Genomic DNA, 21,504 nt, shown 5'->3' on the forward strand with positions numbered 1-21,504 from the left:
GCCCGGTGTATTCGCTTCGACCCTCATGCAGGCCAGAGATTTCTTCCATATGGCCGGCTTGCGCCATGGCAAGCAGCAGGGCCTCGGCCTGGTACCAACCTTCGAGGTACGCCTGGTCAGCCCGGACGGCCTGCCCGTCACCAGTTTCAGCGGCGTGCAGTTACCGGTCGACGGCCCGCTCGACAACGAGGCCCAGCTGATCATTCTGCCGGCCTTCTGGGACGACTACGACGCCCTGTGCAGCCGCTACCCGCAGGTGTTCGACTGGCTGCGGGCGCGGCACGCCGCCGGCGCCAGCCTGTGCGGCGAAGCCAACGGGGTGTACTGGATGGCCGCCAGCGGCTTGCTGGACGGCAAGGAGGCGACCACCTGCTGGCGTTTCTTCGGCGAGTTCGCCACGCGTTTTCCCGCCGTGGCGCTGAATCAGGACAAGCACCTGACCGACGCCGACAACCTCTACTGCGTGGCCGGCCCGACCTCGGCGTGCGATCTGTACATCTACCTGATCGAGCGCTTCTGCGGCACCAGCGTGGCGCAGAGCGTGGCCCGCGACATCCTCTACGAAGTGCGCCGCAGCTACACGCCGGGGCGTATTGGCTTCGGCGGCCAGAAGCAGCATCAGGACACCAAGATCCTGCAGATCCAGCAGTGGCTCGAGGAGCACTTCGCCGAACGCTTCCGCTTCGAGGACGTGGCCCGCGACCACGGCATGAGCATCCGCAACTTCATGCGCCGCTTCCACGCCGCCACGGGCGACAAGCCGCTGTACTATCTGCAGCGCCTGCGCATCGAAACCGCCAAGGGCTTGCTGTCGTCATCGGCGAAAAGCATCAAGGCGGTCAGCTATGAAATCGGCTATGACGATGCCAGCTTCTTCGCCCGCCTGTTCCGCCAGCACACGGGGCTGTCGCCCAACCACTACCGTCAGCAGTTCCAGCAGCAGGTGCAGCCCGCCGGCTGAAATGAAAAAGGCCGCACGCCGTGCTTCCGGTCTGGAAGCGGGCGTGCGGCCTTTGCCGTCGCGGCGTGCCGATCAGGGCTTGTGCGGGCGCGACAGGAACTCGTGGGACTGCATCTCCAGCAAGCGGCTCAGGGTTCGCTGAAACTCGAAGCTCAGGCGCCCGCCGGTGTACAGATCCTTGAGCTCAACTTCGGCGGAGATGATCAGCTTGACGTTGCGGTCGTAGAACTCGTCCACCAGGTTGATGAAGCGCCGCGCCATGTCTTCCTTGGCCACGCTCATCTGCTCGACGTTGGCGAGAATCACCGAGTGGAAGATCTTGCCCAGCTCGATGTAGTCGTTCTGGCTGCGCGGGCCGTCGCACAGCTCGCGGAAATCGAACCAGCCCACGTCACCGCCGACCTTGCGCGCGACGATGGCACGGTTCTCGATCATCAGCGACTCGTTTTCCTGCACGGTGGTCTGCTCGTGCAACAGGCTCTTGAAGCTCTTTTCCAGGCTCTGCTCGGCCGCGTCGCCAAGCGGGAAGTGGAACAGCTCGGCCTGCTCCAGCGCGCGCAGGCGGTAGTCGATGCCGCTGTCGACGTTGACGATCTCGGTGTGCACCTTGAGCAACTCGATCGCTGGCAGGAAGCGCGCGCGCTGCAGGCCGTCCTTGTAGAGACCGTCGGGCACGATATTGGAGGTGGCCACCAGGGTCACGCCGTTCTTGAACAGCTCTTCGAGCAGGGTCGCCAGGATCATCGCGTCGGTGATGTCGGAGACGAAGAACTCGTCGAAGCAGATCACCCGGAACTGCTCGGAGAAGCGCTTGCCGATCACCGTCAGCGGGTTCTTGACGTCCTTGAGCGAACGCATTTCCTCGTGCACGCGCTTCATGAAGCGGTGGAAGTGGGTGCGCTCCTTTTCCTTGAACGGCAGGGCATCGAAAAAGGTGTCGACCAGGTAGGTCTTGCCACGGCCGACGCCGCCCCAGAAATACAGGCCCTTGACCGGGGTGACGGATTTCTTGCCGAACAGCTTGCCGAGCACGCCGGGCTTGTTGCGCTCGTCGGCGATCAGCTCGTCGTACAGGCGCTGCAGGTGGCGCACGGCCTTTTCCTGGGCGGCATCATGAAAGAAGTCCGGACGTTTGAGGTCGGCCTGGTAGCGTTCGAGCGGAGTCATAGTGCGAAAACCGGGCAAATGAAGCGGGGGCGACACTTTAACGACGCCCCCGGGGATTGGCAAATAGGCCCAGGTTTTACCGCGCCTAAAAGCGCATCGCACGCCAATGGTGGACAAGCTTCGCGTTGTCCACCCTACACGACCACAGGTTCGTAGCCCGTGGTAGAGCAGAGCGAAACCCGGGGAGCGCTCTCGAGACATGCGCCCGGCATTCGATCACCCTAGGTATCGCTCTGCTCAAAGCCAGGCTACAAGAGCCCGGAGGCTGCAAGTGGTCAGGCTTCTTCCGGCGCCAGGGCGTCACGCAGGCGGGCGATGGCAGCCTCGAGAGCCGCGGTGTCGGCGAAGGCCGGGCTTTCGCCGACCAATTGGTCGTCCAGCCACACGCCAAAGGCCTCGCCCTGGACGCGGATGTCCAGCGGCTCGCCGCTTTGCAGGCGCTTGCTCGCCTGCCCGGCTGCCTTGCCGTCGGCGAAGGATGGCGACAGCAGCAGTTGCTCGCCGTCGGCATCGAGCAGGCGGAAGCGGAAGCTGCCGTCTTCGTCACGGAAGCTGACGAAGCGGGCGCGCTTGGCGGCCTTCTTCCTGGTATCGGCGGCTACCTGCACCTGCTCGCGGAACGAGCGCAGGCCCACCGCTTCGCGCAGCTCGCCGAGGAACGGCGTGGCGATCTTGCGCGCCTTGGCGGCGCCGGCCAGCAGGATGTCTTCAAGGTCCGCCGGGCGGGCAATCAGGGCGTGATAACGCTCGCGGGCCTCGCCCAGCTCGGCTTCCAGCAGCTCATAGAGCGCCTGCTTGGCTTCGCCCCAGGCCAGACCGCCGAGCAGCGCAGCACGGAAATCCGCCTGCTGGGTCGGTGCGGCAAAGGCCTGATAGATGGTGAACAGGTGCGAGTTGTCCGGATCCTTCGCCTCGCCTGGCTGGCGGGAGTCGGTGACGATGCGCGCCACGGCGTCCTTGAGCTGCTTGGAGCTGCCGAACAGCGGGATGGTGTTGTCGTAGCTCTTCGACATCTTGCGGCCGTCGAGGCCCGGCAAGGTGGCGACGTCTTCCTCGATCACCACTTCGGGCAGCTTGAACAGATCCTTGCCCTGACCGAACAGGTGGTTGAAGCGCTGGCCGATGTCGCGGGCCATTTCCACGTGCTGGATCTGGTCGCGGCCGACCGGCACCTTCTGGGCGTTGAACATCAGGATGTCCGCGGCCATCAGCACCGGATAGCTGAACAGGCCCATGGTCACGCCGGCGTCCGGGTCTTCACCGGCTTCCACGTTCTTGTCCACCGAGGCCTTGTAGGCATGGGCGCGGTTGAGCAGACCCTTGCCGGCCACGCAGGTCAGCAGCCAGCACAGTTCGGGAATTTCCGGGATGTCGGACTGGCGATAGAAGGTCGCCTTGTCGGCGTCCAGGCCCAGCGCCAGCCAGGTGGCGGCGATCTCCAGGCGCGAGCGCTGGATCCGTGCCGGGTCATCGCACTTGATCAGCGCGTGGTAGTCGGCCAGAAAGTAGAAGGAATCCATGTCGGCGCGGCGGCTGGCGACGATGGCCGGGCGAATCGCACCGGCATAGTTGCCCAGGTGCGGCGTGCCGGTGGTGGTGATGCCGGTGAGAATACGCGTGGTCATGTTCAGGTTCGCTTACGTGGACGCGTGCCAGGCAGGCACGCGGCAGATCAGAGGCGAGGCAGCAGCAGATCCTTGAGATCGGTCAGCTTGCCGTGAAAAAAGTGGCCGCATTCTGCCACTTTCAGCAGTTCGTGGGCACGCCCGAGGTTGGTCGACCAGTCGTAGACGCGCTGTGGTTCGATCACCTCGTCAGCATCCGGCTGGATCACCACCAACGGGCAGCGCTCGGCGGGGGGCGTTTCAGCGGTCAGGCGGGTAACGGCCGGGGCGATCATGAACAGCTTGGCTGGCTCAACGCCCTGCTCCTCCAGACGGCCACCCAGGGCGGCAGCGACGAAGCCGCCGAAGGAAAAACCCATCAGGGTGATCGGCAGATCCGGGTAGCGCTCATGCAGCCATTTGGCGACGGCTTCGGCGTCATCCACTTCACCGCTGCCCATGTCATGGCTGCCGGCACTGGCGCCCACGCCGCGGTAGTTGAATCGCAGGGTGTGATAGCCGGCATCGCGGGCGGTGCGCTGCAGGGTCGACACCACCTTGTTGAGCATGGTGCCGCCCTGTACCGGGTTCGGGTGGCAGATCAGCGCAACGCCGCGCGCGTCGGCGACTTCCAGGCAAAGGGCTTCCAGTTGGCCGCTCGGGCCGTCGATCATCGTGGGGGTTTCGCGGATCAGCAACAGTGAACTCCGTGACCTTCAATCGGGTCGACTCGTCGAACGATGTACCCGCACCGCGCCTGCGCGTTGCCGGGTAAACACCTTAAAACACCTTCGCCTACACGCACTTAGCGGTGTACAGCGCAGGTTCCAGCCGTTAACGTAAAGCAAAGCCGTTTAGAGAGGAAGGACTCGTGGAACAGACGCTCACCGCCTGGTTGCTACCGGCACTTACCCTGGTCGCTGGCATCGCCATCGGTTTCCTGATCGCCCGTCTTGCGCCCAATGCCGCCCCCAGCCGCACGCAGCGCCAGCTGGACGAGATGCAGGAACGTTTCGAGGCCTACCAGAACGAAGTGGTCACCCACTTCAATACCACCGCCAATCTGGTCAAGAAACTGACCCAGAGCTATCACGACGTTCAGGAGCACCTGTCCCACGGCGCCGATCGCCTGGCGCTCGACGAAGTGACCCGCCAGCGCCTGCTCGCCACCCTGCACGCCGAGCCGAGCAACGACAAGCGCGAGCGCCTGACGCCGCCGCGCGACATGGAAATCCCCAAGGATTACGCGCCCAAGACCGGCGACGTTCCGGGCATGCTCGACGAGGGCTACGGCTTGAAAAACCGCTACTGAATAGCGGCGAGCGCAGTACCATCGAACCCCGCCCCATGGCGGGGTTTTGTTTTACGATGCTTGCACCGAGCCAGACAAGGACGTGATTCCATGCCAGCACGCCAGTCGCACCACCCTACCCGCCAGGCGCTGATGGACGCCGCCCGTGAGCTGCTGGACAGCGGCCGAGCCTTCAGCAGCCTGAGCCTGCGCGAAGTGGCCCGCGTAGCCGGCATCGTCCCCACCGGCTTCTACCGCCACTTCAAGGACATGGACGCTCTGGGTTTGGCCCTGGTGGCCGAGGTTGGCGAAACCTTTCGCACGACCCTGCGCCAGGTACGCCGTAACGAGTTCGAGCTGGGCGGCATCATCGATGCCTCGGTGCAGATCTTCCTGCGTGCAGTTGAGCAGCACCGCGGCCAGTTCCTGTTTCTCGCCCGCGAGCAATACGGCGGCTCGCTGCCGGTGCGCCAGGCACTGGCGACCTTTCGCGACGACATCGCCGCCGACCTGACCAGTGACCTGAGCCTGATGCCCAAGCTGCAGCACCTCGACGAGGCAGCGCGCAGCGTGCTGGCTGATCTGGTGGTGAAAACCGTATTCGCCACCCTGCCCGAGCTGATCGACCCACAGGCAAGCGCCCTGCCCGCTCATCGCCGCCCGGAAGCCAAGATGATCGAGCAACTGCGCTTCATCCTGATCGGCGCCAAGCGTTGGCGCGGCCTGAGCAGCGACAAAGGCTGACGGCCCTGAGCAAAAAACGATCACCCCCGCGCAACGCCCATGGTTCGTGGCTTGGGCATCAGTACGCGCACGTTATCCACAACGTGCTCCACACCTTCCGTGGACAACCCTCTCGGCCAGGGTCTTCAACACGCTGAATTCATTGAAGTAATGGTTGACTTCATGGCGTATTTTCGCAGCTAGTCGAGCTGATCGAAAAATGATCAACCACCTGCATACCTAGTATCTAAAGGCTTGCAGCCGACCACCCTCACCTTATCCACAGCGCTACGCACAGCAGCCGTGGAAAAGTTCATGACCCGCATGCTTTCGCGCCTAACACCTTGTTCCGAAAGCTTTTCCAACACTGCTCAAAAATAGCGCGATGCTCCGCAAGCCAAGTGGTGCGGGCACTGCATCGCCTTTTGCACATGATCGATACAGGCTTATCAACAGGGTCTGTGGGTAACCATGGCAAACAGCTGATTTTCATACAAAAACGATAAGGCCGCTGACGAGCAGCGGCCGGGGGATGACGACCAGGATCAGTCGACCAGGGTCAGCACGCCCTTCATCAGCGCGGCATGTCCTGGGAAAGAGCAGAAGAACTGGTAAGCACCGGCAGCATCCAGCTTGCTCACGTCGAAGGTCACCGAGTCGGACTCGCCCCCGCCGATCAACTTGGTGTGGGCGATCACCCGCGCGTCGTCGGGTTTCAGGTAATCCTTGTCGACCCCGGCAGCGATGCCGTCGGCACTGATCGCCTGTACGTCGGCGGTCTTGGCCACCACCAGGTTGTGGCCCATCACGTTCTTGGGCAGGTTGCCGACGTGCTTGAGCTCGATGGTGAAGGTCTTGCAGCTCTTGCTGACCTTGATCTCCTTGGTATCGAAGGTCATCTGGTCGGTGGAATGCACCTCCACCGAGCATTCGGCAGCCAACAGCGGCGCGCTGACCAGGGCCAGCACGGAGGCGACGACAAACTTGCGAATCATGGGAGTCTCCTTGGCAGTGAAAACGTTCACAGCCTGCAGGGTGCCCTATCGGCCGGGCATTTCCCATGACCTGGGGCAACAGACCGCAGGTGATTCGCGTCGGTCATGCAGATAGGCCATTCATCGGCCATCCATGAAAACTATCGAAACGATCGAGATAAGCAAGCAGCCCAACGTGGAGACGAGGCTTAGGCTACGCCCATGAACGGGAGGAGCATGACCATGACCATCATCGAAAGTCTGCAGCATTGGTTCGCCGCTTATGCACAGGCTGCCAGCGGCTGTTCCAGCGCCGAGTAACGTGTAGAGCGCTGCCCCCGGCGCGAAGCGGTGGCAGCCTTCATGCGATACCGTGACTCGGCCACCATTCGCCCCGGGGCGGGGCTCCTACGCGGGCGTAACCATTGCGCCAATCGTGTAGGAGCGCTGCCCCCGGCGCGAAGCGATGGCGGCCTTCATGCGATACCGCGATTCGGCCACCATTCGCCCCGGGCGGGGCTCCTACGCGGGCGTAGGCATCACGCCAATCGTGTAGGAGCGCCGACCCGGCGCGAAGCGATGGAAGCCTTGATGCAGTACCGCAACTCGGCCACCATTCGCCCCGGGGCGGGACTCCTATGAGGGCGTAGCCATCACGCCAATCGTGTAGGAGCGCCGACCCCGGCGCGAACATTGCCGGATCGTCTGCGGCCCTCAGTGCCCGCCCAGGTAGGCGTTGCGCACATCCTGGTTGCCGAGCAGTTCCTGCCCGGTGCCGGTCATGCGGATTTCCCCGGTGACCATCACGTAGGCACGATCACTCAGGCGCAGCGCATGGTTGGCGTTCTGCTCGACCAGGAAGATGGTCATGCCGGTCTGCGCCAGCTCGCGCAAGGTGGCGAAGATCTGCTTGACCACGATGGGCGCCAGGCCCAGCGACGGCTCGTCGAGCAGCAGCAGTTTGGGCCGGCTCATCAACGCCCGGGCGATGGCCAGCATCTGCTGCTCACCGCCGGACATGGTCATCGCTCGCTGGGTGCGTCGCTCCTTGAGCCGCGGGAACAGCTCGAACATGCGCTGCATGTCCTCGTCGGCGTGTTGGGCGCCGATCGGGATGGTGCCCATCAGCAGGTTTTCCTCCACGCTCATGTCCGGGAACACCCGGCGCCCTTCCGGGGACTGGGCGATACCGTTGGACGCCACGAAGTGGGTGCTCTTGCGGGTGATGTCCTCGCCGCGATAGAGAATCTGCCCACCGCTGGCCCGTGGCTGGCCGAAGATCGACATCAGCAGCGTGGACTTGCCCGCGCCGTTGGCGCCGATCAGGCTCACCGTTTCGCCGGGGTTGATGTGCAGGTTGACCTTCTTCAGCGCCTGAATCTGCCCGTAATGCACGTCGACGTCCTTGAACGCCAGCAGCGGTGCCGTATTCACATCGCTCATGCCACTTCCTCCTCGTCCGCGCCGAGGTAGGCGGCGATCACTTTCGGGTCGTTCTTGATGGCGTCCGGGCCGCCCTGGGCGATGACCAGCCCATGGTCGAGGACGATGATGTGGTCGCTGATGCTCATCACCATGCCCATGTCGTGCTCGATCAGCAGCACGGTGAGGCCGTGCTCGTCGCGCAGCAGGCGGATGATCTTGCTCAGCGCGTGGGTTTCCGACGGGTTGAGGCCGGCGGCGGGTTCGTCCAGGCAGATCAGCTCCGGCCCGGTGCACATGGCGCGGGCGATTTCCAGGCGGCGCTGCTGGCCATAGGAAAGCTCGCCGGCGAGGTGGTTGGCCTGCTCCACCAGATCGACCACTTCCAGCCAGTAGAAGGCGGTGTCCAGCAGCTTGTTCTCGGCGCGCCGGTAGCCGGGCGTGTTGAGGATGCCCTTGATCAGGCTGCGCTCGGCGAGCATGTGCTGGGCCACCAGAAGGTTTTCCAGCACGGTCATTTCCTTGAACAGGCGAATGTTCTGGAAGGTGCGCGCCAGGCCTGCGCGGTTCACCAGGTGGGTGCCGCCGAACATTTTGTACCAGAGCCGCGAGCCAAACTGCGCCGGCTTGATGAAGTCATCGGCCTGGAACGGCTCGCCGAGAATCTGGATAACGTCGGTCTGCCGACCCTGGGCGTTGAGCATGATCTTGCCGCCAGTGGCCGAGTAGAAGCCGGTAAGACAGTTGAACACTGTGGTCTTGCCGGCACCGTTGGGGCCGATCAGCGCCGAGATCGAGTTGCGCTTGATCGAGAAATTGACGTCGCTGAGCGCCTTGATGCCACCGAAGTGCATCATCAGGCCGTCGACCGAGAGGATCTTGTCACTCATGGCGCGACTCCTTTACGCGGGGCGATGCCGATGCGGTTGATGCGAATCAGCCCGCGCGGTCGCCAGATCATCATCAGCACCATGAGCATGCCGAACAGCAGCACACGGTAGTCGGCGAAGCTGCGCAGCAGCTCCGGAGCGATGGTCAGCACGAACGCGGCGATCACCACGCCCACCGTCGAGCCCATGCCGCCGAGTACCACGATGGCGAGGATCAACGCCGACTCGAAGAAGGTGAACGAAGTCGGGTTGACGAAGCCCTGATAGGTGGCGAAGAACACCCCGGCGATGCCCGCCGTGGAGGCGCCGAGCATGAACGCCGAGAGCTTGACCAGCACGTGGTTCAGGCCCATGGAGCGGCAGGCGATCTCGTCCTCGCGCAGCGCTTCCCAGGCGCGGCCGACCGGCATGCGGGTCAGGCGATGCTTGACGTAGAGCACCAACAGCACGACCAGCACCAGCACCGCGTAGATGAACAGGAACTTCATGTTGGGGTTGTAGGCCACGCCGAAGAACTCGTGGTACGGCACGCCACCGTCCTTGGCACGGCGGGCGAATTCCAGGCCGAAGAAGGTCGGCGACGGCGCGCTCATGCCGTTGGGGCCGCCGGTAACCTCCAGCCAGTTGGTCAGCACCAGACGGATGATTTCGCCGAAGCCCAGGGTGACGATGGCCAGGTAGTCGCCGTGCATCCTGAGCACCGGAAAGCCCAGGATCATCCCGGCGAAGGCCGCCATGACCGCCGCCAGCGGCAGCAGGCTCCAGAAGCCCAGGCCCAGGTATTCGTAGCCCATGGTCAGGCCGTAGGCGCCGATGGCGTAGAAACCCACGAAGCCCAGGTCGAGCAAACCCGCCAGGCCGACCACGATGTTCAGCCCGAGGCCAAGCAGCACGTAGATCAGGCCGAGGATGATCACCGTCAGCAGGTACTTGTTGGCGAAGAAGGGGAAGATCAGCGCCAGCGCGATCAGCCCCAGGATGATCCAGCGCATGCGCGATACGTAGCCCGGCGGCTGCACGCCAACGCCGCCACCGGAGCGCTCGAAGCCCTCCAGCACCACGCGGCCTTTGCTCGTTTGCAGGAACAGGCTGAGCAGCAGGCGGCCGATCATCACCACGCCGACCATCCAGGCCACCCGGTCGAATTGCGGGGTGAAGTCGTAGCCCTTGAGCACCACGCCCACCACCGGGCCGAACACGATCAGGGCGATCAACCCGGCCATCAGCGCATCGACCAGGCTCTTTTTCACATCGATAGAAGTCGTACTCACGGCATCACACCTTGGTTACCTGAGGACGGCCCAGCAGGCCCTGGGGACGGAAGATCAGAATCAGCACCAGCAGCGAGAAACTGAACACGTCCTTGTAGTCGGAATTGACCATCCCGGAGAACTGCGCCTCGGCCACGCCGAGGATCAGCCCGCCGAGCATCGCGCCGGGCAGCGAACCGATGCCGCCAAGCACCGCCGCGGTGAAGGCCTTGATGCCGATGATGAAGCCGGCATAGAAATCGAAGGTGCCGTAGTTCAGGGTGATCAGCACCCCGGCCAGCGCGCCCATGGAGGCGCCGATGACGAACACGTAGGAGATCACCCGGTCGGTGTTGATGCCGAGGATCTGCGCCATCTTGCGGTCCTGCTGGGTGGCGCGGCACATGCGCCCCAGGCGGGTCTTCTGGATGATGAAGGTCAGCGCCAGCATGCCGATGATGGCCGCGGCGATGATGAACAGCTTGGTGTAGGTGATCATCACGTAGCCATCGCCCACATGCAGGCGCAGCGCGCCTTCGAGCATCGTCGGGATGCCCTGCTGCCGCGCACCCTGGCTGAGCTGCACGTAGTTCTGCAGGATCAGCGACATGCCGATCGCGCTGATCAGCGGCGCCAGGCGCGTGGAGTTGCGCAGCGGCTTGTAGGCGATGCGCTCGATGGCGAAGCCGTACACTCCGGTGACCACGATGGTGAACACCAGCGTACCGAGAATCACCAGCGGGAAGGAATGCACACCGAAGAAGGCCAGCACGGCGATGGCGATGGCGGCGAGGTAGGCCGAGACCATGTACACCTCGCCATGGGCGAAGTTGATCATGCCGATGATGCCGTAAACCATGGTGTAGCCGATGGCGATCAGGCCATAGACCGAGCCGAGGGTCAGCCCGTTGACCAGTTGCTGCAGGAAGATGCCGTCCATTGAAAAATCTCTGAGTCCGTGACGGAAAGAAGCGCGAGGTCGCCAGGCGACCGCAGCAGCCCCAGCAGGTCATGGCCCACCGGGTTTGGAGGTTCGTTCACGAGAGGCAGGGTTGAGATGGAGCAGCAATTTGTGGGAGCGGGCCATGCCCGCGATTCGCGCACAGCGCGACATCAGCCACATGACCCCATCCCAAGAACGGCGATTCCGATTCCACCCTGCCGCTCGAGAAAACCCTGCTCTTAAAGCTGCTTGTACTTGCCGTCAGCGCCCCACTGATACATCACGTAGTCGGAGACTTTCAGGTCGCCCTTCTCGTCGAACTCCTTCTTGCCCATCACCGTCTGCACCGGGTTGGCCTTCAGCCAGGCGGCGGCTTCGGCGCCATCGGTGCCCTTGATGCCGGCGAACGCGGCAGCGACCACCTGCATCGAAGCGTAGGAGTACAGGGTGTAGCCTTCCGGCTCGTAGCCATTGGCGCGGAATTTCTCGATCACCGCCTTGCCGTCGGCGATCAGGCGCGGGTCGGCGCCAAAGGTCATCAGCACGCCGTCGACATACTGCGGGCCGCCAGCGGTGCCGACCAGCTCGTCGGTGACGATACCGTCGCCGGAGATGAACTTGGCGGTCACGCCCTGCTCGCGCATCTGCCGTACCAGCGGGCCGGCCTCGGCATGCAGGCCACCGAAATAGACCACCTCGGCGCCGCTGGCGCGGATCTTGGTGACCAGGGCGTTGAAGTCCTTCTCGCCACGGGTCAGGCCTTCGTACATCACTTCCTTCACGCCGCGCTTGTTGAGCTGCGCACGGGTGGCATCGGCCAGGCCCTGGCCGTAGGTGTCCTTGTCGTGCACCACGGCGATCTTCTTGGCCTTGAGCACGTCGACGATGTAGTCGCCGGCGACGATGCCCTGCTGATCATCACGGCCGCACATACGGAACATGGCGGTCAGGCCGCGCTCGGTCACCTGCGGGTTGGTGGACGCCGGCGTTACCGCCAGGATGCCCGCCTCGTCATACACCTCGGACGCCGGCATGGTCGACGACGAGCAGAAGTGTCCGATCACCGCCACCACCTTGTCCGCATCGACCATGCGGTTGGCCACCGACACCGCCTGCTTCGGCTCACAGGCATCGTCGCCCTTCACCAGCTTGATCTTCTCTCCGTTGATACCGCCCGCCGCATTGATATCCGCCGCAGCCTGCTCGGCACCGCGCCACAGCTGGTCACCGAACGCCGCGTTGCCGCCGGTCATCGGCGCACCGACACCGATGGTGATGTCAGCGTGAGTCAGCGAGGAAAAACCCAGTGCGCCAGTGATCGCGAGCGCCAAGAAACCTTTCTTGAAAGACGTGTGAGGCATGGACGTGCTCCTGAGGAGTATTTGGATTGGCCCGCCTGCTGGAGCAAGCGCTATGCCATTCGCACGTCCGTTTGAAACTTCTAGACGAAAGTCGCGGTTGACGCTGATGTAACCTCACATGTCTGGAGGCAATGCGTCACTTTCGATTGAAAAGGCGCCACGTTCACCACAAACCGCCGCCTGTTGCGCACCGTAGCCGGGCAAGGCGTCGTCCATGCTGGTGCAACCGTGGGAAACACTGCACAACCTTGGACAGGCCCTCCGAGCGTTCGCGAAAAACGCCCATTTTGCCTGCCGAGGCTTATGCCAGAGCGGTCGATCTCCTGCTCCAGTGGTTATAAGAGAAGATCCAGTCGCGTTGTAACCGGTAACAACATCGTGCTGGCACCAGCGATGCCAGCACGATCCCTCTCGCCGCCTTATTGCGGCCACTTCACCTCGCCCTTGATCACCTGGGCACTCAGCTCGAGGGACGACTCATCGGCCAGGTTCGGGTAGCGCTTGCGCATGGCGGCGATCAGTTGCGCCGAATCCTTGGCCTTGCCGGCCTCCTCCTCGAACGCCTGCAGATACTCGCGGGTTGCGGCGACTGTCTGAGGCGAATCCGGCAAACTGCCATCGGCGTTGGGCAGGTAATGGCCGGGCACCACGCGACTCGGCTTCAGCGCGTCGATGGCCGCCAGGGTAGCCAGCCAGTCGCGGCGCGATTGCACGGTCTGGGTATCGGCCATCCACACATGGATATTGGCCGACACCGGAATGCCGCCGACCACGGTCTTCAAAGACGGAATCCACACGAAGGTACGCGCCGGCTCCGGCCCACGAATTTCCAGCACCTGACCATCCACGGTCAGCTTCGGCGTCTCCAGCGCTTCAGGCACCACCAGTGCCTGCGGCGCATTACCCTCCATGATCGGCCCCCAGTGGGCCAGCTTGCCGTCCTTGCTCGCCTCGATGGCGGCCACCGTCTCGGCAGTGGCGACGATCTTCGCGTCCGGGAAGGCGCGGTGAATCACATCCAGCCCGAAGTAATAATCCGGGTCGCTGTGGCTGATATACACGGTGGTCAGCTTCTTGCCGGTAGCGCGCACCTTCTCGACCAGCGCCTGGGCATCGTCACGCTGGAACTGCGCATCGATCAATACCGCCTCGGTAGGCCCGGACACGATCTGCGCCGACACCGGGAAAATCGACTTCGCACCAGGGTTGTAAACCTCCAACTGCAACGGCTCAGCCGCCACCACCTGACCGGCCACAGCCAGCACGGCACTGCCTAACAACAAAGGGCGCAACAGACGTAAAGCGTTCATGGCATGGCCTCGCAAGGGAAAGTGCGAGCCATCATAGAGAGATGGATAGGTTCGAAATACGGCCTAACGCGCAATGGTTTGTTGCGTGTTTTAGTGCAAATGGCTGCTTTGTCGCTGCTACCTACTCGCTGATACGCGCCTGCCGCCCACCAAAAGCACCTCGCCGTCCTCATCGACGCCGAAAACGCCCCCGCCGCTATCGTCGAAAGCCTCTTCGAAGAAATCGCCAAATACGGCGTTGCCAGCGTCAAACGCATCTACGGCGACTGGACCCTGCCCAACCTGGGCGGCTGGAAGAAAGTACTGCTCGACCACTCCATCCAACCGATTCAGCAGTTCGCCTATACCAAAGGCAAGAATGTCACTGATAGCTCGCTAATCATCGATGCTATGGATCTGCTCTATACGAAGCGTATTCGATGGGTTTTGTCTGGTATCCAGTGACAGTGACTTCACACGATTGGCCGCACGATTGCGTGAGGAAGGTTTGGAAGTTATCGGCTTTGGACAGGTGGCAAGGTTCTATTTGTGCGAAACCGTAAACCAAAGACCGTAGCCTGGGTTGAGCAGAGCGATACCCAGGGCACCGATCCCCGGGTATCGCTTCGCTCAACCCGGGCTACATTTGAGCGGTGTTTCTTCTGCAAGAGACTGCAGGCAATGGTGCTGTATCGCCGCGACAAAACCCCGGGCGCCACCTGGTTCTTCACACTCAATCTGGCAGATCGCCGCCGCGACTTGCTGACCGCGCATATTGATTTGCTGCGTGGCAGCTTCCGGCATGTGATGCGCCTTCGTCCGTGGCGCATCGACGCTATCGTCATCCTTCCCGATCACCTGCACGCCCTGTGTACCCTGCCACCTGGCGATGCGGATTTCGCCTTACGTTGGCGGCTTATCAAGAGTGGTTTTTCCAGAACCCTGCCGAACAGCGAACGGATATCCGCCAGCCGCCAGCGCAAGGGCGAGCGAGGCATATGGCAGCAGCGTTTCTGGGAACACCGGATTCGTGACGACGGGGACTTCGCCCGGCATGTCGATTACATCCACCACAACCCGCGCAAGCATGGGCATGTCGAGCGGGTGGTTGATTGGCCGTGGTCGTCGTTTCATCGTTATGTGGCGGCAGGGTTGCTGCCGGCGGATTGGGCGGGCAGCGGGGACGATGAGATGTTTACCGGTGAGAGGTTATAGGTGCTTTGAAAATCACCCCCGGGTGTCGCTTCGCTCGACGCCGGGCTATGAGTCGCGTGTAGCCTGCGGTTGAGCGTAGCGATACCCAGGAATTGCCGACGCATTTATCACCACCAACAAAAAGGCCGATCAACCGATCGGCCCTTTCGCACCCTCACCCCACCTCAACTATTGCTGGGAAACGCAAACTGCGCCGCCTCGTGGGTCTTGCGCTGCGGCCAGCGCTGGGTGATCGACTTGCGGCGGGTGTAGAAGCGCACACCGTCCGGGCCGTAGGCGTGCAGGTCACCGAACAGCGAGCGCTTCCAGCCGCCGAAGCTGTGATAGGCCACCGGTACCGGCAGCGGCACGTTGACGCCGACCATGCCCACTTCGATCTCGTCGCAGAACAGCCGCGCCGCTTCACCGTCACGGGTGAAGATGCAGGTGCCGTTGCCGAACTCGTGGTCGTTGATCAGCTTCATGGCGGTTTCCAGGCTGTCGACACGCACGATGCATAGCACCGGGCCGAAGATTTCGTCGGTGTAGATGCTCATGTCCGCCGTCACCCGGTCGAACAGGCTGCCGCCGAGGAAGAAGCCGCTTTCATTGCCGGACACACTCAGGCCGCGGCCGTCGACCACCAGTTGGGCGCCAGCGGCCACGCCGGCGTCGATGTAGCCGGTGACCTTTTCCTTCGCTGCGGCGGTAACCAGCGGCCCCATGTCCAGGCCGCACTGGGTGCCGGCACCGATCTTCAGGGCCTTGATCTGCGGGACGATGCGCTCGACCAGCGCATCGGCGATCTGGTCGCCCACGCACACGGCCACCGAGATGGCCATGCAGCGCTCGCCGCAGGAGCCGTAGGCGGCGCCCATCAGCGCGCTGACGGCGTTGTCGAGGTCGGCATCGGGCATCAGCACCGCATGGTTCTTGGCGCCACCCAGGGCCTGCACGCGTTTACCGCGCTTGCTGCCTTCGGCGTAGATGTATTCGGCGATCGGCGTGGAGCCGACGAAGCTCAGGGCTTTGACTTCCGGCGCCTGGATCAGCGCGTCCACGGCGGCTTTGTCGCCGTGTACCACGTTGAGCACGCCATTGGGCAAGCCGGCCTCATGGAGCAGCTGGGCGATGTACAGGGTAGAGCTGGGGTCGCGCTCGGACGGCTTGAGGATGAAGCAGTTGCCGCAGACGATGGCCAGCGGGTACATCCACAGCGGCACCATGGCCGGGAAGTTGAACGGGGTGATGCCGGCGACCACGCCCACCGGCTGGAAGTCGCTCCAGGCGTCGATGTTGGGGCCGACGTTGCGGGTGTATTCGCCCTTGAGGATTTCCGGTGCAGCGCAGGCGTATTCGACGTTCTCGATACCGCGCTTGAGCTCGCCGGCGGCGTCTTCGAGGGTCTTACCGTGCTCTTCGGCGATCAGCTTGGCGATGGCGTCTTCGTGCTGCTCGAGCAACTGCTTGAAGCGGAACATCACCTGGGCGCGCTTGGCCGGTGGCGTGTTGCGCCAGGCCGGAAAGGCCTGTTTGGCAGAGTCGATGGCCTGCTGCACGGTGGCCACGTCAGCCAGGGCGACGCGGCGAATCGCTTCGCCGGTGGCCGGGTTGAACACGTCGGCGCTGCGGCCGCCCTGGCCGTCGGTGAGTTGGCCATGGATCAGGTGCTGGATGGTGCTCATGTAAAGTCCTCGATAACGTTGAAGGCACCTCAAAAAACGACCTGCGTTGCCATCGCCTGGGTTTTTAGAGGTGCCCGAGAGCGGGTAGGAGCGTCGCCCTCGGCGCGAGCAAGGCGGCCTTGACGCAACATCTGCGTCGCCTATGCCATTCGCCCCGGGGCGGGGCTCCTACGGGTATTCGATCAATCCAGTTTGTTGAGCGCATCGCCGACGGCGCTGAACACGCGGTCGAGGTCTTCGATCTTGGCGTTGAACATCGGCCCGAACTGCAGGCCGTCGCCGCCGAAGCGCACGTAGAAACCGGCCTTCCACAGGGCAATGCCGGCCTCGTACGGGCGGATGGTCGGGTCGCCGTCACGGGGCGCCAGCTGAATCGCGCCGGCCAGGCCGCAGTTGCGGATGTCGACCACGTGCTTGGCGCCCTTGAGGCCATGGATGGCGTTCTCGAACTTGGGCGCCAGCTCCGCGGCCTGCTGGATCAGGTTCTCGCGCTTGAGCAGCTCCAGCGAGGCCAGGCCGGCGGCGCAGGCCACCGGGTGGGCGGAATAGGTGTATCCGTGGGTGAATTCGATCATGTGCTCGGGCGTCGGCTGGCTCATGAAGGTCTGGTAGATCTCACGGCTGGCGATCACCGCACCCAAGGGGATGGCGCCGTTGGTGATCTGCTTAGCGACGTTGAGGATGTCCGGCGTCACGCCGAAGTACTCGGCACCGGTCCACTTGCCCATGCGCCCGAAGGCGGTGATCACTTCATCGAAGATCAGCAAGATGTTGTGCTGGGTGCAGATCTCGCGCAGGCGCTGCAGGTAGCCTGCCGGCGGCACGATGACGCCGGCCGAACCGGACATCGGCTCGACGATCACCGCGGCGATGTTCGAGGCATCGTGCAGTTCGATCAGCTTGAGCAGCTCGTTGGCCAGCTCGACGCCGCCGGTCTCGGCAGCGCCCCTGGTGAACGCCATGCCCGGCTGCAGGGTGTGCGGAAGGTGGTCGACGTCCATCAACTGGCCGTACATCTTGCGGTTGCCGGCGATGCCGCCGAGGCTGGTGCCGGCGATGTTGACGCCGTGGTAACCGCGGGCACGGCCGATGAACTTGGTCTTGCTAGCCTGGCCCTTGAGGCGCCAGTAGGCCTTGGCCATCTTCACCGCGGTGTCTGCGCACTCGGAGCCCGAACCGGTGAAGAACACATGGTTGAGCTCGCCCGGCATCAGGTCGGCCATCTGCTCGGCCAGCTTGAACGACAGCGGGTGGGCGTACTGGAAGCCCGGCGAATAGTCGAGGGTACCGAGCTGCTTGGCGACCGCTTCCTGAATCTCCTGGCGGCAATGGCCAGCGCCACAGGTCCACAAGCCGGACAGGCTGTCGTAGACCTTGCGACCGGAATCGTCGGTCAGCCAGGCGCCTTCGCCGGCGACGATGATCCGCGGGTCGCGCTGGAAGCTGCGGTTGGCGGAAAACGGCATCCAGTGGGCATCGAGCTTGAGCTGGCTGGCCAGGGGCGGCGTGGCGGTCTGCGGCATGTTCATGGCGGTGGCCTCGTGAGGATGATGTGCCCGGTGTGGTCGCAACAGTTATCGGGAACTCGAAACTGCTATTCGCGGGCATGGCCCGCTCCCACTTAGTTAAGACTGCATAGGTCAGTTGTCAGCCAAGGTGCCACAGGCATAAAGTCACTCAAACCTGACTCTTCGAATCCTCAGTTCACTGGTGACTAAACAATGAGCGCCCGACGCCCCGAGCCCCTCGCCCAGGTCAGCGACTTCGATATTCGCCTGCTCAAGTTGTTTCGCAGCGTGGTCGAGTGCGGCGGCTTTTCCGCTGCGGAAAGCGTACTGGGCATCGGCCGTTCGGCGATCAGCCAGCAGATGAGCGACCTGGAACAGCGCCTCGGCCTGCGCCTGTGCCAACGTGGCCGCGCCGGCTTCGCGCTGACCGAGGAAGGCCGCGAGGTGTATCAGTCGACCCAGCAATTGCTGGCGGCGCTGGAGAGCTTCCGCACCGAAGTCAACGGCCTGCACCAGCACCTGCGCGGCGAGCTGAACATCGGCCTGACCGACAACCTGGTGACGGTGCCGCACATGCGCATCACCGGCGCCCTCGCCCGCCTCAAGGCGCTGGGGCCGGACGTGCGAGTGAACATCCGCATGACGCCGCCCAGCGAAGTCGAGCAAGGAGTGCTCGACGGGCGTCTGCATGTCGGCGTGGTGCCGATGGTCGGCGGCCTGTCCGGCCTCGACTACCAGCCGCTGTACGACGAACGCTCGCTGCTCTACTGCGCAGTCGGCCACCCACTGTTCTACGTCGATGATCGCGAGTTGCCGGACGAGCGCCTCAACGCCCAGGACGCCATCGCACCGACCTTCCGCCTGCCGCCGGAAATCCAGAACCACTACGGGGTGCTCAACTGCACGGCCAGCGCATCCGATCGCGAAGGCATGGCGTTTCTGATCCTTACCGGGCGCTACATCGGCTACCTGCCCGACCACTACGCCGAGGCGTGGATCAAGGAGGGCCGCCTGCGTGCGCTGAAGGCCGACTCGCGCTTCTACGACATCAGCCTGGCCTCGGTGACCCGCAAGGGCCGGCGGCCGCATCTGGTGCTGGAGAGTTTTCTGCAGGAATTGGCGGCCAGCGCCTGAAGCGCGCTCGCAGGCCCGAATGGCGCGTCAGCCCTTGAGCGGGTCGTGGCCCCAGTTCATCAGCGACTGGCGCCAGCGGCTGTCCTTCAGGTCTCCAGCCGGGCGCTGTTTGAGATGGCGGTGCACGTAGCCGATCACCTTGCGCATCGCCTGGTAGTCGTCGGTTTTTAGCTCGGCCACGCGTTTACCCTTGATCTCCAGAATGCGCTCGCCCATCTGGTGGCCGACCGACTTGCCATCGCCGGCGGACTCGACCTTGCGCCCGCCCTTGGTCATGCCCACACGCTTGCTTTCGGCGGCCTGCAACCAGCGACGCAGGCGTGCTGGCGGCATGTTCACCGCGACCTTGAAATCACTGCGAATGGCCTTCTTCTGCGCCTCGTTCAACTCGCTCATTTGCCTCCCTCCTTTTCCAGCGCATTGACCAGCTCATCCTTCTTCATCCGCGAGCGGCCACGAATGCTCCTGCTCGCGGCGCGCTTCATCAGCTCCACCTTGGTCAGCCCGCTGAGAGCCGCCGTGCGGTGGTTGGCGGCCTTCTCGGCGACATCTTTCGGCTGTTTGGAGTGCTGGCGCCCGGCGCGGCTCTCCGCGCGTTTCTTGCGGGTGCTGCGCGCGTAGTCCTTGGCGCTCAGTTCATCGCGGGCGTTCTTGGGCAGGTAGCGTTCGCCGGTTTCGCCAGAGGGCTTGCCGGATTTGGTGTCCCAGTCCTGCTCGGTCCACTGGTGCAGGCCGTTGTCCTGGCGCTTGCCGCCTTCGTAGCCGCCGCCCTCCTGCTGATAGAGCTGCACGGCGAGCTGCGCCTTGCGCGCCGACCACTGGCCGGGCTTGCCGCCCTTGTCGCCCTTGGTGACACGCTGCTTCACTTTGTCCCACAGTTTGGGGTCGGTCTTCTTCGCGGTACTACTCATGGAGCATCCTCGCGGCTGGCTGTCCTGATAGATGACCGCGCCAGCGCGAGCGCCGTTGCCGGTGACGGACAAACGGAGCGCCGTGAGGAGGACACACCAGGTAACAAGTCATGACACCGATACGATCGATCAGCAGGGGTGGCCGGCTAGTCTCTTCTGTTTACCCTCTCGATAACGGAGCACGCCATGCCCAGCCGTCGCCACTTCCTGCAGGGCAGTGCTGCCCTGATGACGCTCGCGGCCAGCAGCCAGCTGCTGCCTAGTTTCGCCTTCGCCGCCAACCCCGCCGCGGTACTGCAGCGCAAGATCCCGTCCAGTGGCGAGAGCCTGCCGGTGATTGGCCTGGGCACCTCGCAGACCTTCAACGTGGGCCTCGACAACGCCAGCCTGAAACCGCTCGACGAGGTGGTGCGCGCCTTCATCAATGGCGGCGGCACGCTGATCGATACCGCGCCGAGCTATGGCAGCGCCGAAGCGGTGACCGGCGAGCTGCTCAAACGCACCAAGACCCAGGGCAAGGCGTTTCTTGCCTCCAAGCTATCGAGCACCGGACGCGAGGGCGGCCTGGCGCAGTTCGAGGCCAGCCTCAAGGCCCTGCAGGCCGACAAGATGGACCTGCTGCAAGTGCATAACCTGCAGGACACCACCACCCAGCTGGCCCTGGCCCGCGAGCTGCGCGAACAGGGCAAGGTGCGCTACATCGGCATCACCCATTACATCGAGTCGGCCCACGACGACCTGCTGGCCGTGCTCGCCAAGGAAAAGGTGGATTTCGTGCAGCTCAACTATTCGGTGGGTGAGCGCAATGCCGAGAAACGCCTGCTGCCCTACTGCCGCGACAATGGCATCGCCACGTTGATCAACCGGCCGTTCCAGCGCGCCCAGCTGCTCGGTCGGGTCAAGGGCAAGTCGTTGCCGGAGTGGGCCAACGAGATCGACGCCACATCCTGGGCGCAGCTGCTGCTCAAGTTCATCCTCGCCGACGAAGCCGTAACGGCGGTAATTCCTGCCACGTCCAACCCGCGCTACGTGGTCGACAACCTGCGCGCCGGCCAGGGCCGCCTGCCGGATGCCGAGCTGCGCGAGCGTATCGTCCAGGCGTTCAGTTGATCCCCAGGGGGCCGGCGGACATGCACCGGGCTCCCCCGGCGCTTGTCACGCCCGCTGTGGTGGAGTATTTCTGCATTCGCTGAACTC

20 protein-coding genes and 1 pseudogene are annotated in these 21,504 nt (G+C 63.6%); 7 read left to right on the forward strand and 14 right to left on the reverse strand.

Features of this window, described 5'->3' with window-relative positions; genetic code table 11:
• Positions 1-49: 49 nt before the first annotated feature.
• Complete coding sequence (locus tag BVH06_RS20445) at positions 50-961, forward strand: GlxA family transcriptional regulator (protein WP_168172939.1); 912 nt, start codon at positions 50-52, stop codon at positions 959-961.
• A 72-nt stretch (positions 962-1,033) separates the two neighbouring features.
• On the opposite strand, the gene zapE is transcribed toward BVH06_RS20445, so the two are convergent.
• From zapE to BVH06_RS20460, 3 genes are all read right to left on the reverse strand, one after another.
• Positions 1,034-2,128, reverse strand: coding sequence for a cell division protein ZapE (gene zapE, locus BVH06_RS20450; protein ID WP_075931635.1), 1,095 nt, complete (start codon positions 2,126-2,128; stop codon positions 1,034-1,036).
• Positions 2,129-2,403: 275 nt separating this feature from the next.
• Complete coding sequence (locus tag BVH06_RS20455) at positions 2,404-3,753, reverse strand: tryptophan--tRNA ligase (protein ID WP_075935311.1); 1,350 nt, start codon at positions 3,751-3,753, stop codon at positions 2,404-2,406.
• Between the two features lie 47 nt (positions 3,754-3,800).
• Positions 3,801-4,430 (reverse strand): alpha/beta hydrolase, encoded by a 630-nt coding sequence (locus BVH06_RS20460; protein ID WP_075931633.1) that lies wholly within the window; start codon positions 4,428-4,430, stop codon positions 3,801-3,803.
• Between the two features lie 173 nt (positions 4,431-4,603).
• Here BVH06_RS20460 and BVH06_RS20465 point away from each other — a divergent pair, with 173 nt between their 5' ends.
• Together BVH06_RS20465 and BVH06_RS20470 are read left to right on the forward strand one after the other, a co-directional pair.
• The gene (locus tag BVH06_RS20465) at positions 4,604-5,044 is read left to right on the forward strand and encodes a YhcB family protein (protein ID WP_075935312.1); all 441 of its coding nucleotides are present in this window, start codon (positions 4,604-4,606) and stop codon (positions 5,042-5,044) included.
• A 90-nt stretch (positions 5,045-5,134) separates the two neighbouring features.
• Positions 5,135-5,767 (forward strand): TetR family transcriptional regulator, encoded by a 633-nt coding sequence (locus BVH06_RS20470; RefSeq protein WP_075935313.1) that lies wholly within the window; start codon positions 5,135-5,137, stop codon positions 5,765-5,767.
• 524 nt (positions 5,768-6,291) lie between these two features.
• Here the strand turns inward: BVH06_RS20470 and azu are convergent.
• From azu to BVH06_RS20505, 7 genes are all read right to left on the reverse strand, one after another.
• Complete coding sequence (gene azu, locus BVH06_RS20475) at positions 6,292-6,741, reverse strand: azurin (protein WP_075935314.1); 450 nt, start codon at positions 6,739-6,741, stop codon at positions 6,292-6,294.
• A 693-nt stretch (positions 6,742-7,434) separates the two neighbouring features.
• Complete coding sequence (locus BVH06_RS20480) at positions 7,435-8,163, reverse strand: ABC transporter ATP-binding protein (RefSeq protein WP_075931629.1); 729 nt, start codon at positions 8,161-8,163, stop codon at positions 7,435-7,437.
• Positions 8,160-9,032, reverse strand: coding sequence for an ABC transporter ATP-binding protein (locus tag BVH06_RS20485; protein WP_075931628.1), 873 nt, complete (start codon positions 9,030-9,032; stop codon positions 8,160-8,162). Before BVH06_RS20485 ends, BVH06_RS20480 begins: the two co-directional genes overlap by 4 nt.
• A complete protein-coding gene (livM, locus tag BVH06_RS20490; RefSeq protein WP_075935315.1) occupies positions 9,029-10,303 on the reverse strand; it encodes a high-affinity branched-chain amino acid ABC transporter permease LivM in 1,275 nt (424 codons plus the stop codon). Before livM ends, BVH06_RS20485 begins: the two co-directional genes overlap by 4 nt.
• Positions 10,304-10,307: 4 nt before the next feature.
• Complete coding sequence (locus BVH06_RS20495; RefSeq protein WP_070887221.1) at positions 10,308-11,222, reverse strand: branched-chain amino acid ABC transporter permease LivH; 915 nt, start codon at positions 11,220-11,222, stop codon at positions 10,308-10,310.
• A 242-nt stretch (positions 11,223-11,464) separates the two neighbouring features.
• Positions 11,465-12,586, reverse strand: a complete 1,122-nt coding sequence (locus BVH06_RS20500; protein ID WP_075931626.1) for a branched-chain amino acid ABC transporter substrate-binding protein — start codon at positions 12,584-12,586, stop codon at positions 11,465-11,467.
• A gap of 419 nt (positions 12,587-13,005) precedes the next feature.
• On the reverse strand, positions 13,006-13,896 hold the full coding sequence (locus BVH06_RS20505; RefSeq protein WP_075935316.1) for an MBL fold metallo-hydrolase: 891 nt from the start codon (positions 13,894-13,896) through the stop codon (positions 13,006-13,008).
• Positions 13,897-14,067: 171 nt separating this feature from the next.
• Here BVH06_RS20505 and BVH06_RS20510 point away from each other — a divergent pair.
• Together BVH06_RS20510 and BVH06_RS20515 are read left to right on the forward strand one after the other, a co-directional pair.
• A pseudogene (locus BVH06_RS20510) lies at positions 14,068-14,407 on the forward strand (NYN domain-containing protein); the annotation flags it as partial.
• Positions 14,408-14,556: 149 nt separating this feature from the next.
• Positions 14,557-15,090, forward strand: coding sequence for a transposase (locus BVH06_RS20515; RefSeq protein WP_075935317.1), 534 nt, complete (start codon positions 14,557-14,559; stop codon positions 15,088-15,090).
• 164 nt (positions 15,091-15,254) lie between these two features.
• On the opposite strand, the gene BVH06_RS20520 is transcribed toward BVH06_RS20515, so the two are convergent.
• Together BVH06_RS20520 and BVH06_RS20525 are read right to left on the reverse strand one after the other, a co-directional pair.
• Complete coding sequence (locus BVH06_RS20520) at positions 15,255-16,754, reverse strand: CoA-acylating methylmalonate-semialdehyde dehydrogenase (RefSeq protein ID WP_075935318.1); 1,500 nt, start codon at positions 16,752-16,754, stop codon at positions 15,255-15,257.
• Between the two features lie 182 nt (positions 16,755-16,936).
• The gene (locus tag BVH06_RS20525; protein WP_075935319.1) at positions 16,937-18,283 is read right to left on the reverse strand and encodes an aspartate aminotransferase family protein; all 1,347 of its coding nucleotides are present in this window, start codon (positions 18,281-18,283) and stop codon (positions 16,937-16,939) included.
• A gap of 192 nt (positions 18,284-18,475) precedes the next feature.
• On the opposite strand from BVH06_RS20525, the gene BVH06_RS20530 reads away from it, so the two are divergent.
• Complete coding sequence (locus tag BVH06_RS20530; RefSeq protein WP_075935320.1) at positions 18,476-19,396, forward strand: LysR family transcriptional regulator; 921 nt, start codon at positions 18,476-18,478, stop codon at positions 19,394-19,396.
• A gap of 27 nt (positions 19,397-19,423) precedes the next feature.
• On the opposite strand, the gene BVH06_RS20535 is transcribed toward BVH06_RS20530, so the two are convergent.
• Positions 19,424-19,792 (reverse strand): DUF3140 domain-containing protein, encoded by a 369-nt coding sequence (locus BVH06_RS20535; protein ID WP_075935321.1) that lies wholly within the window; start codon positions 19,790-19,792, stop codon positions 19,424-19,426.
• Entirely contained in the window at positions 19,789-20,307 is a 519-nt protein-coding gene (locus BVH06_RS20540; protein ID WP_075935322.1) for a hypothetical protein, read from the reverse strand. The genes BVH06_RS20535 and BVH06_RS20540 overlap by 4 nt, the downstream gene beginning before the upstream one ends.
• Positions 20,308-20,493: 186 nt before the next feature.
• Here BVH06_RS20540 and BVH06_RS20545 point away from each other — a divergent pair, with 186 nt between their 5' ends.
• Complete coding sequence (locus tag BVH06_RS20545; RefSeq protein WP_075935323.1) at positions 20,494-21,417, forward strand: aldo/keto reductase; 924 nt, start codon at positions 20,494-20,496, stop codon at positions 21,415-21,417.
• Positions 21,418-21,504: the final 87 nt, after the last annotated feature.

Origin of the sequence: Pseudomonas sp. PA27(2017), assembly GCF_001945445.1 — a bacterium.
In the GTDB taxonomy this organism is placed as follows: domain Bacteria; phylum Pseudomonadota; class Gammaproteobacteria; order Pseudomonadales; family Pseudomonadaceae; genus Aquipseudomonas.

Coding starts and splice junctions, on each gene's coding strand:
- BVH06_RS20445 (WP_168172939.1), top strand. CDS start 50: ATGGCCGGCTTGCGCCATGGCAAGCAGCAGGGCCTCGGCCTGGTACCA.
- zapE (WP_075931635.1), bottom strand. CDS start 2,128: ATGACTCCGCTCGAACGCTACCAGGCCGACCTCAAACGTCCGGACTTC.
- BVH06_RS20455 (WP_075935311.1), bottom strand. CDS start 3,753: ATGACCACGCGTATTCTCACCGGCATCACCACCACCGGCACGCCGCAC.
- BVH06_RS20470 (WP_075935313.1), top strand. CDS start 5,135: ATGCCAGCACGCCAGTCGCACCACCCTACCCGCCAGGCGCTGATGGAC.
- azu (WP_075935314.1), bottom strand. CDS start 6,741: ATGATTCGCAAGTTTGTCGTCGCCTCCGTGCTGGCCCTGGTCAGCGCG.
- BVH06_RS20480 (WP_075931629.1), bottom strand. CDS start 8,163: ATGAGCGATGTGAATACGGCACCGCTGCTGGCGTTCAAGGACGTCGAC.
- BVH06_RS20485 (WP_075931628.1), bottom strand. CDS start 9,032: ATGAGTGACAAGATCCTCTCGGTCGACGGCCTGATGATGCACTTCGGT.
- BVH06_RS20495 (WP_070887221.1), bottom strand. CDS start 11,222: ATGGACGGCATCTTCCTGCAGCAACTGGTCAACGGGCTGACCCTCGGC.
- BVH06_RS20500 (WP_075931626.1), bottom strand. CDS start 12,586: ATGCCTCACACGTCTTTCAAGAAAGGTTTCTTGGCGCTCGCGATCACT.
- BVH06_RS20505 (WP_075935316.1), bottom strand. CDS start 13,896: ATGAACGCTTTACGTCTGTTGCGCCCTTTGTTGTTAGGCAGTGCCGTG.
- BVH06_RS20515 (WP_075935317.1), top strand. CDS start 14,557: ATGGTGCTGTATCGCCGCGACAAAACCCCGGGCGCCACCTGGTTCTTC.
- BVH06_RS20520 (WP_075935318.1), bottom strand. CDS start 16,754: ATGAGCACCATCCAGCACCTGATCCATGGCCAACTCACCGACGGCCAG.
- BVH06_RS20525 (WP_075935319.1), bottom strand. CDS start 18,283: ATGAACATGCCGCAGACCGCCACGCCGCCCCTGGCCAGCCAGCTCAAG.
- BVH06_RS20530 (WP_075935320.1), top strand. CDS start 18,476: ATGAGCGCCCGACGCCCCGAGCCCCTCGCCCAGGTCAGCGACTTCGAT.
- BVH06_RS20535 (WP_075935321.1), bottom strand. CDS start 19,792: ATGAGCGAGTTGAACGAGGCGCAGAAGAAGGCCATTCGCAGTGATTTC.
- BVH06_RS20540 (WP_075935322.1), bottom strand. CDS start 20,307: ATGAGTAGTACCGCGAAGAAGACCGACCCCAAACTGTGGGACAAAGTG.
- BVH06_RS20545 (WP_075935323.1), top strand. CDS start 20,494: ATGCCCAGCCGTCGCCACTTCCTGCAGGGCAGTGCTGCCCTGATGACG.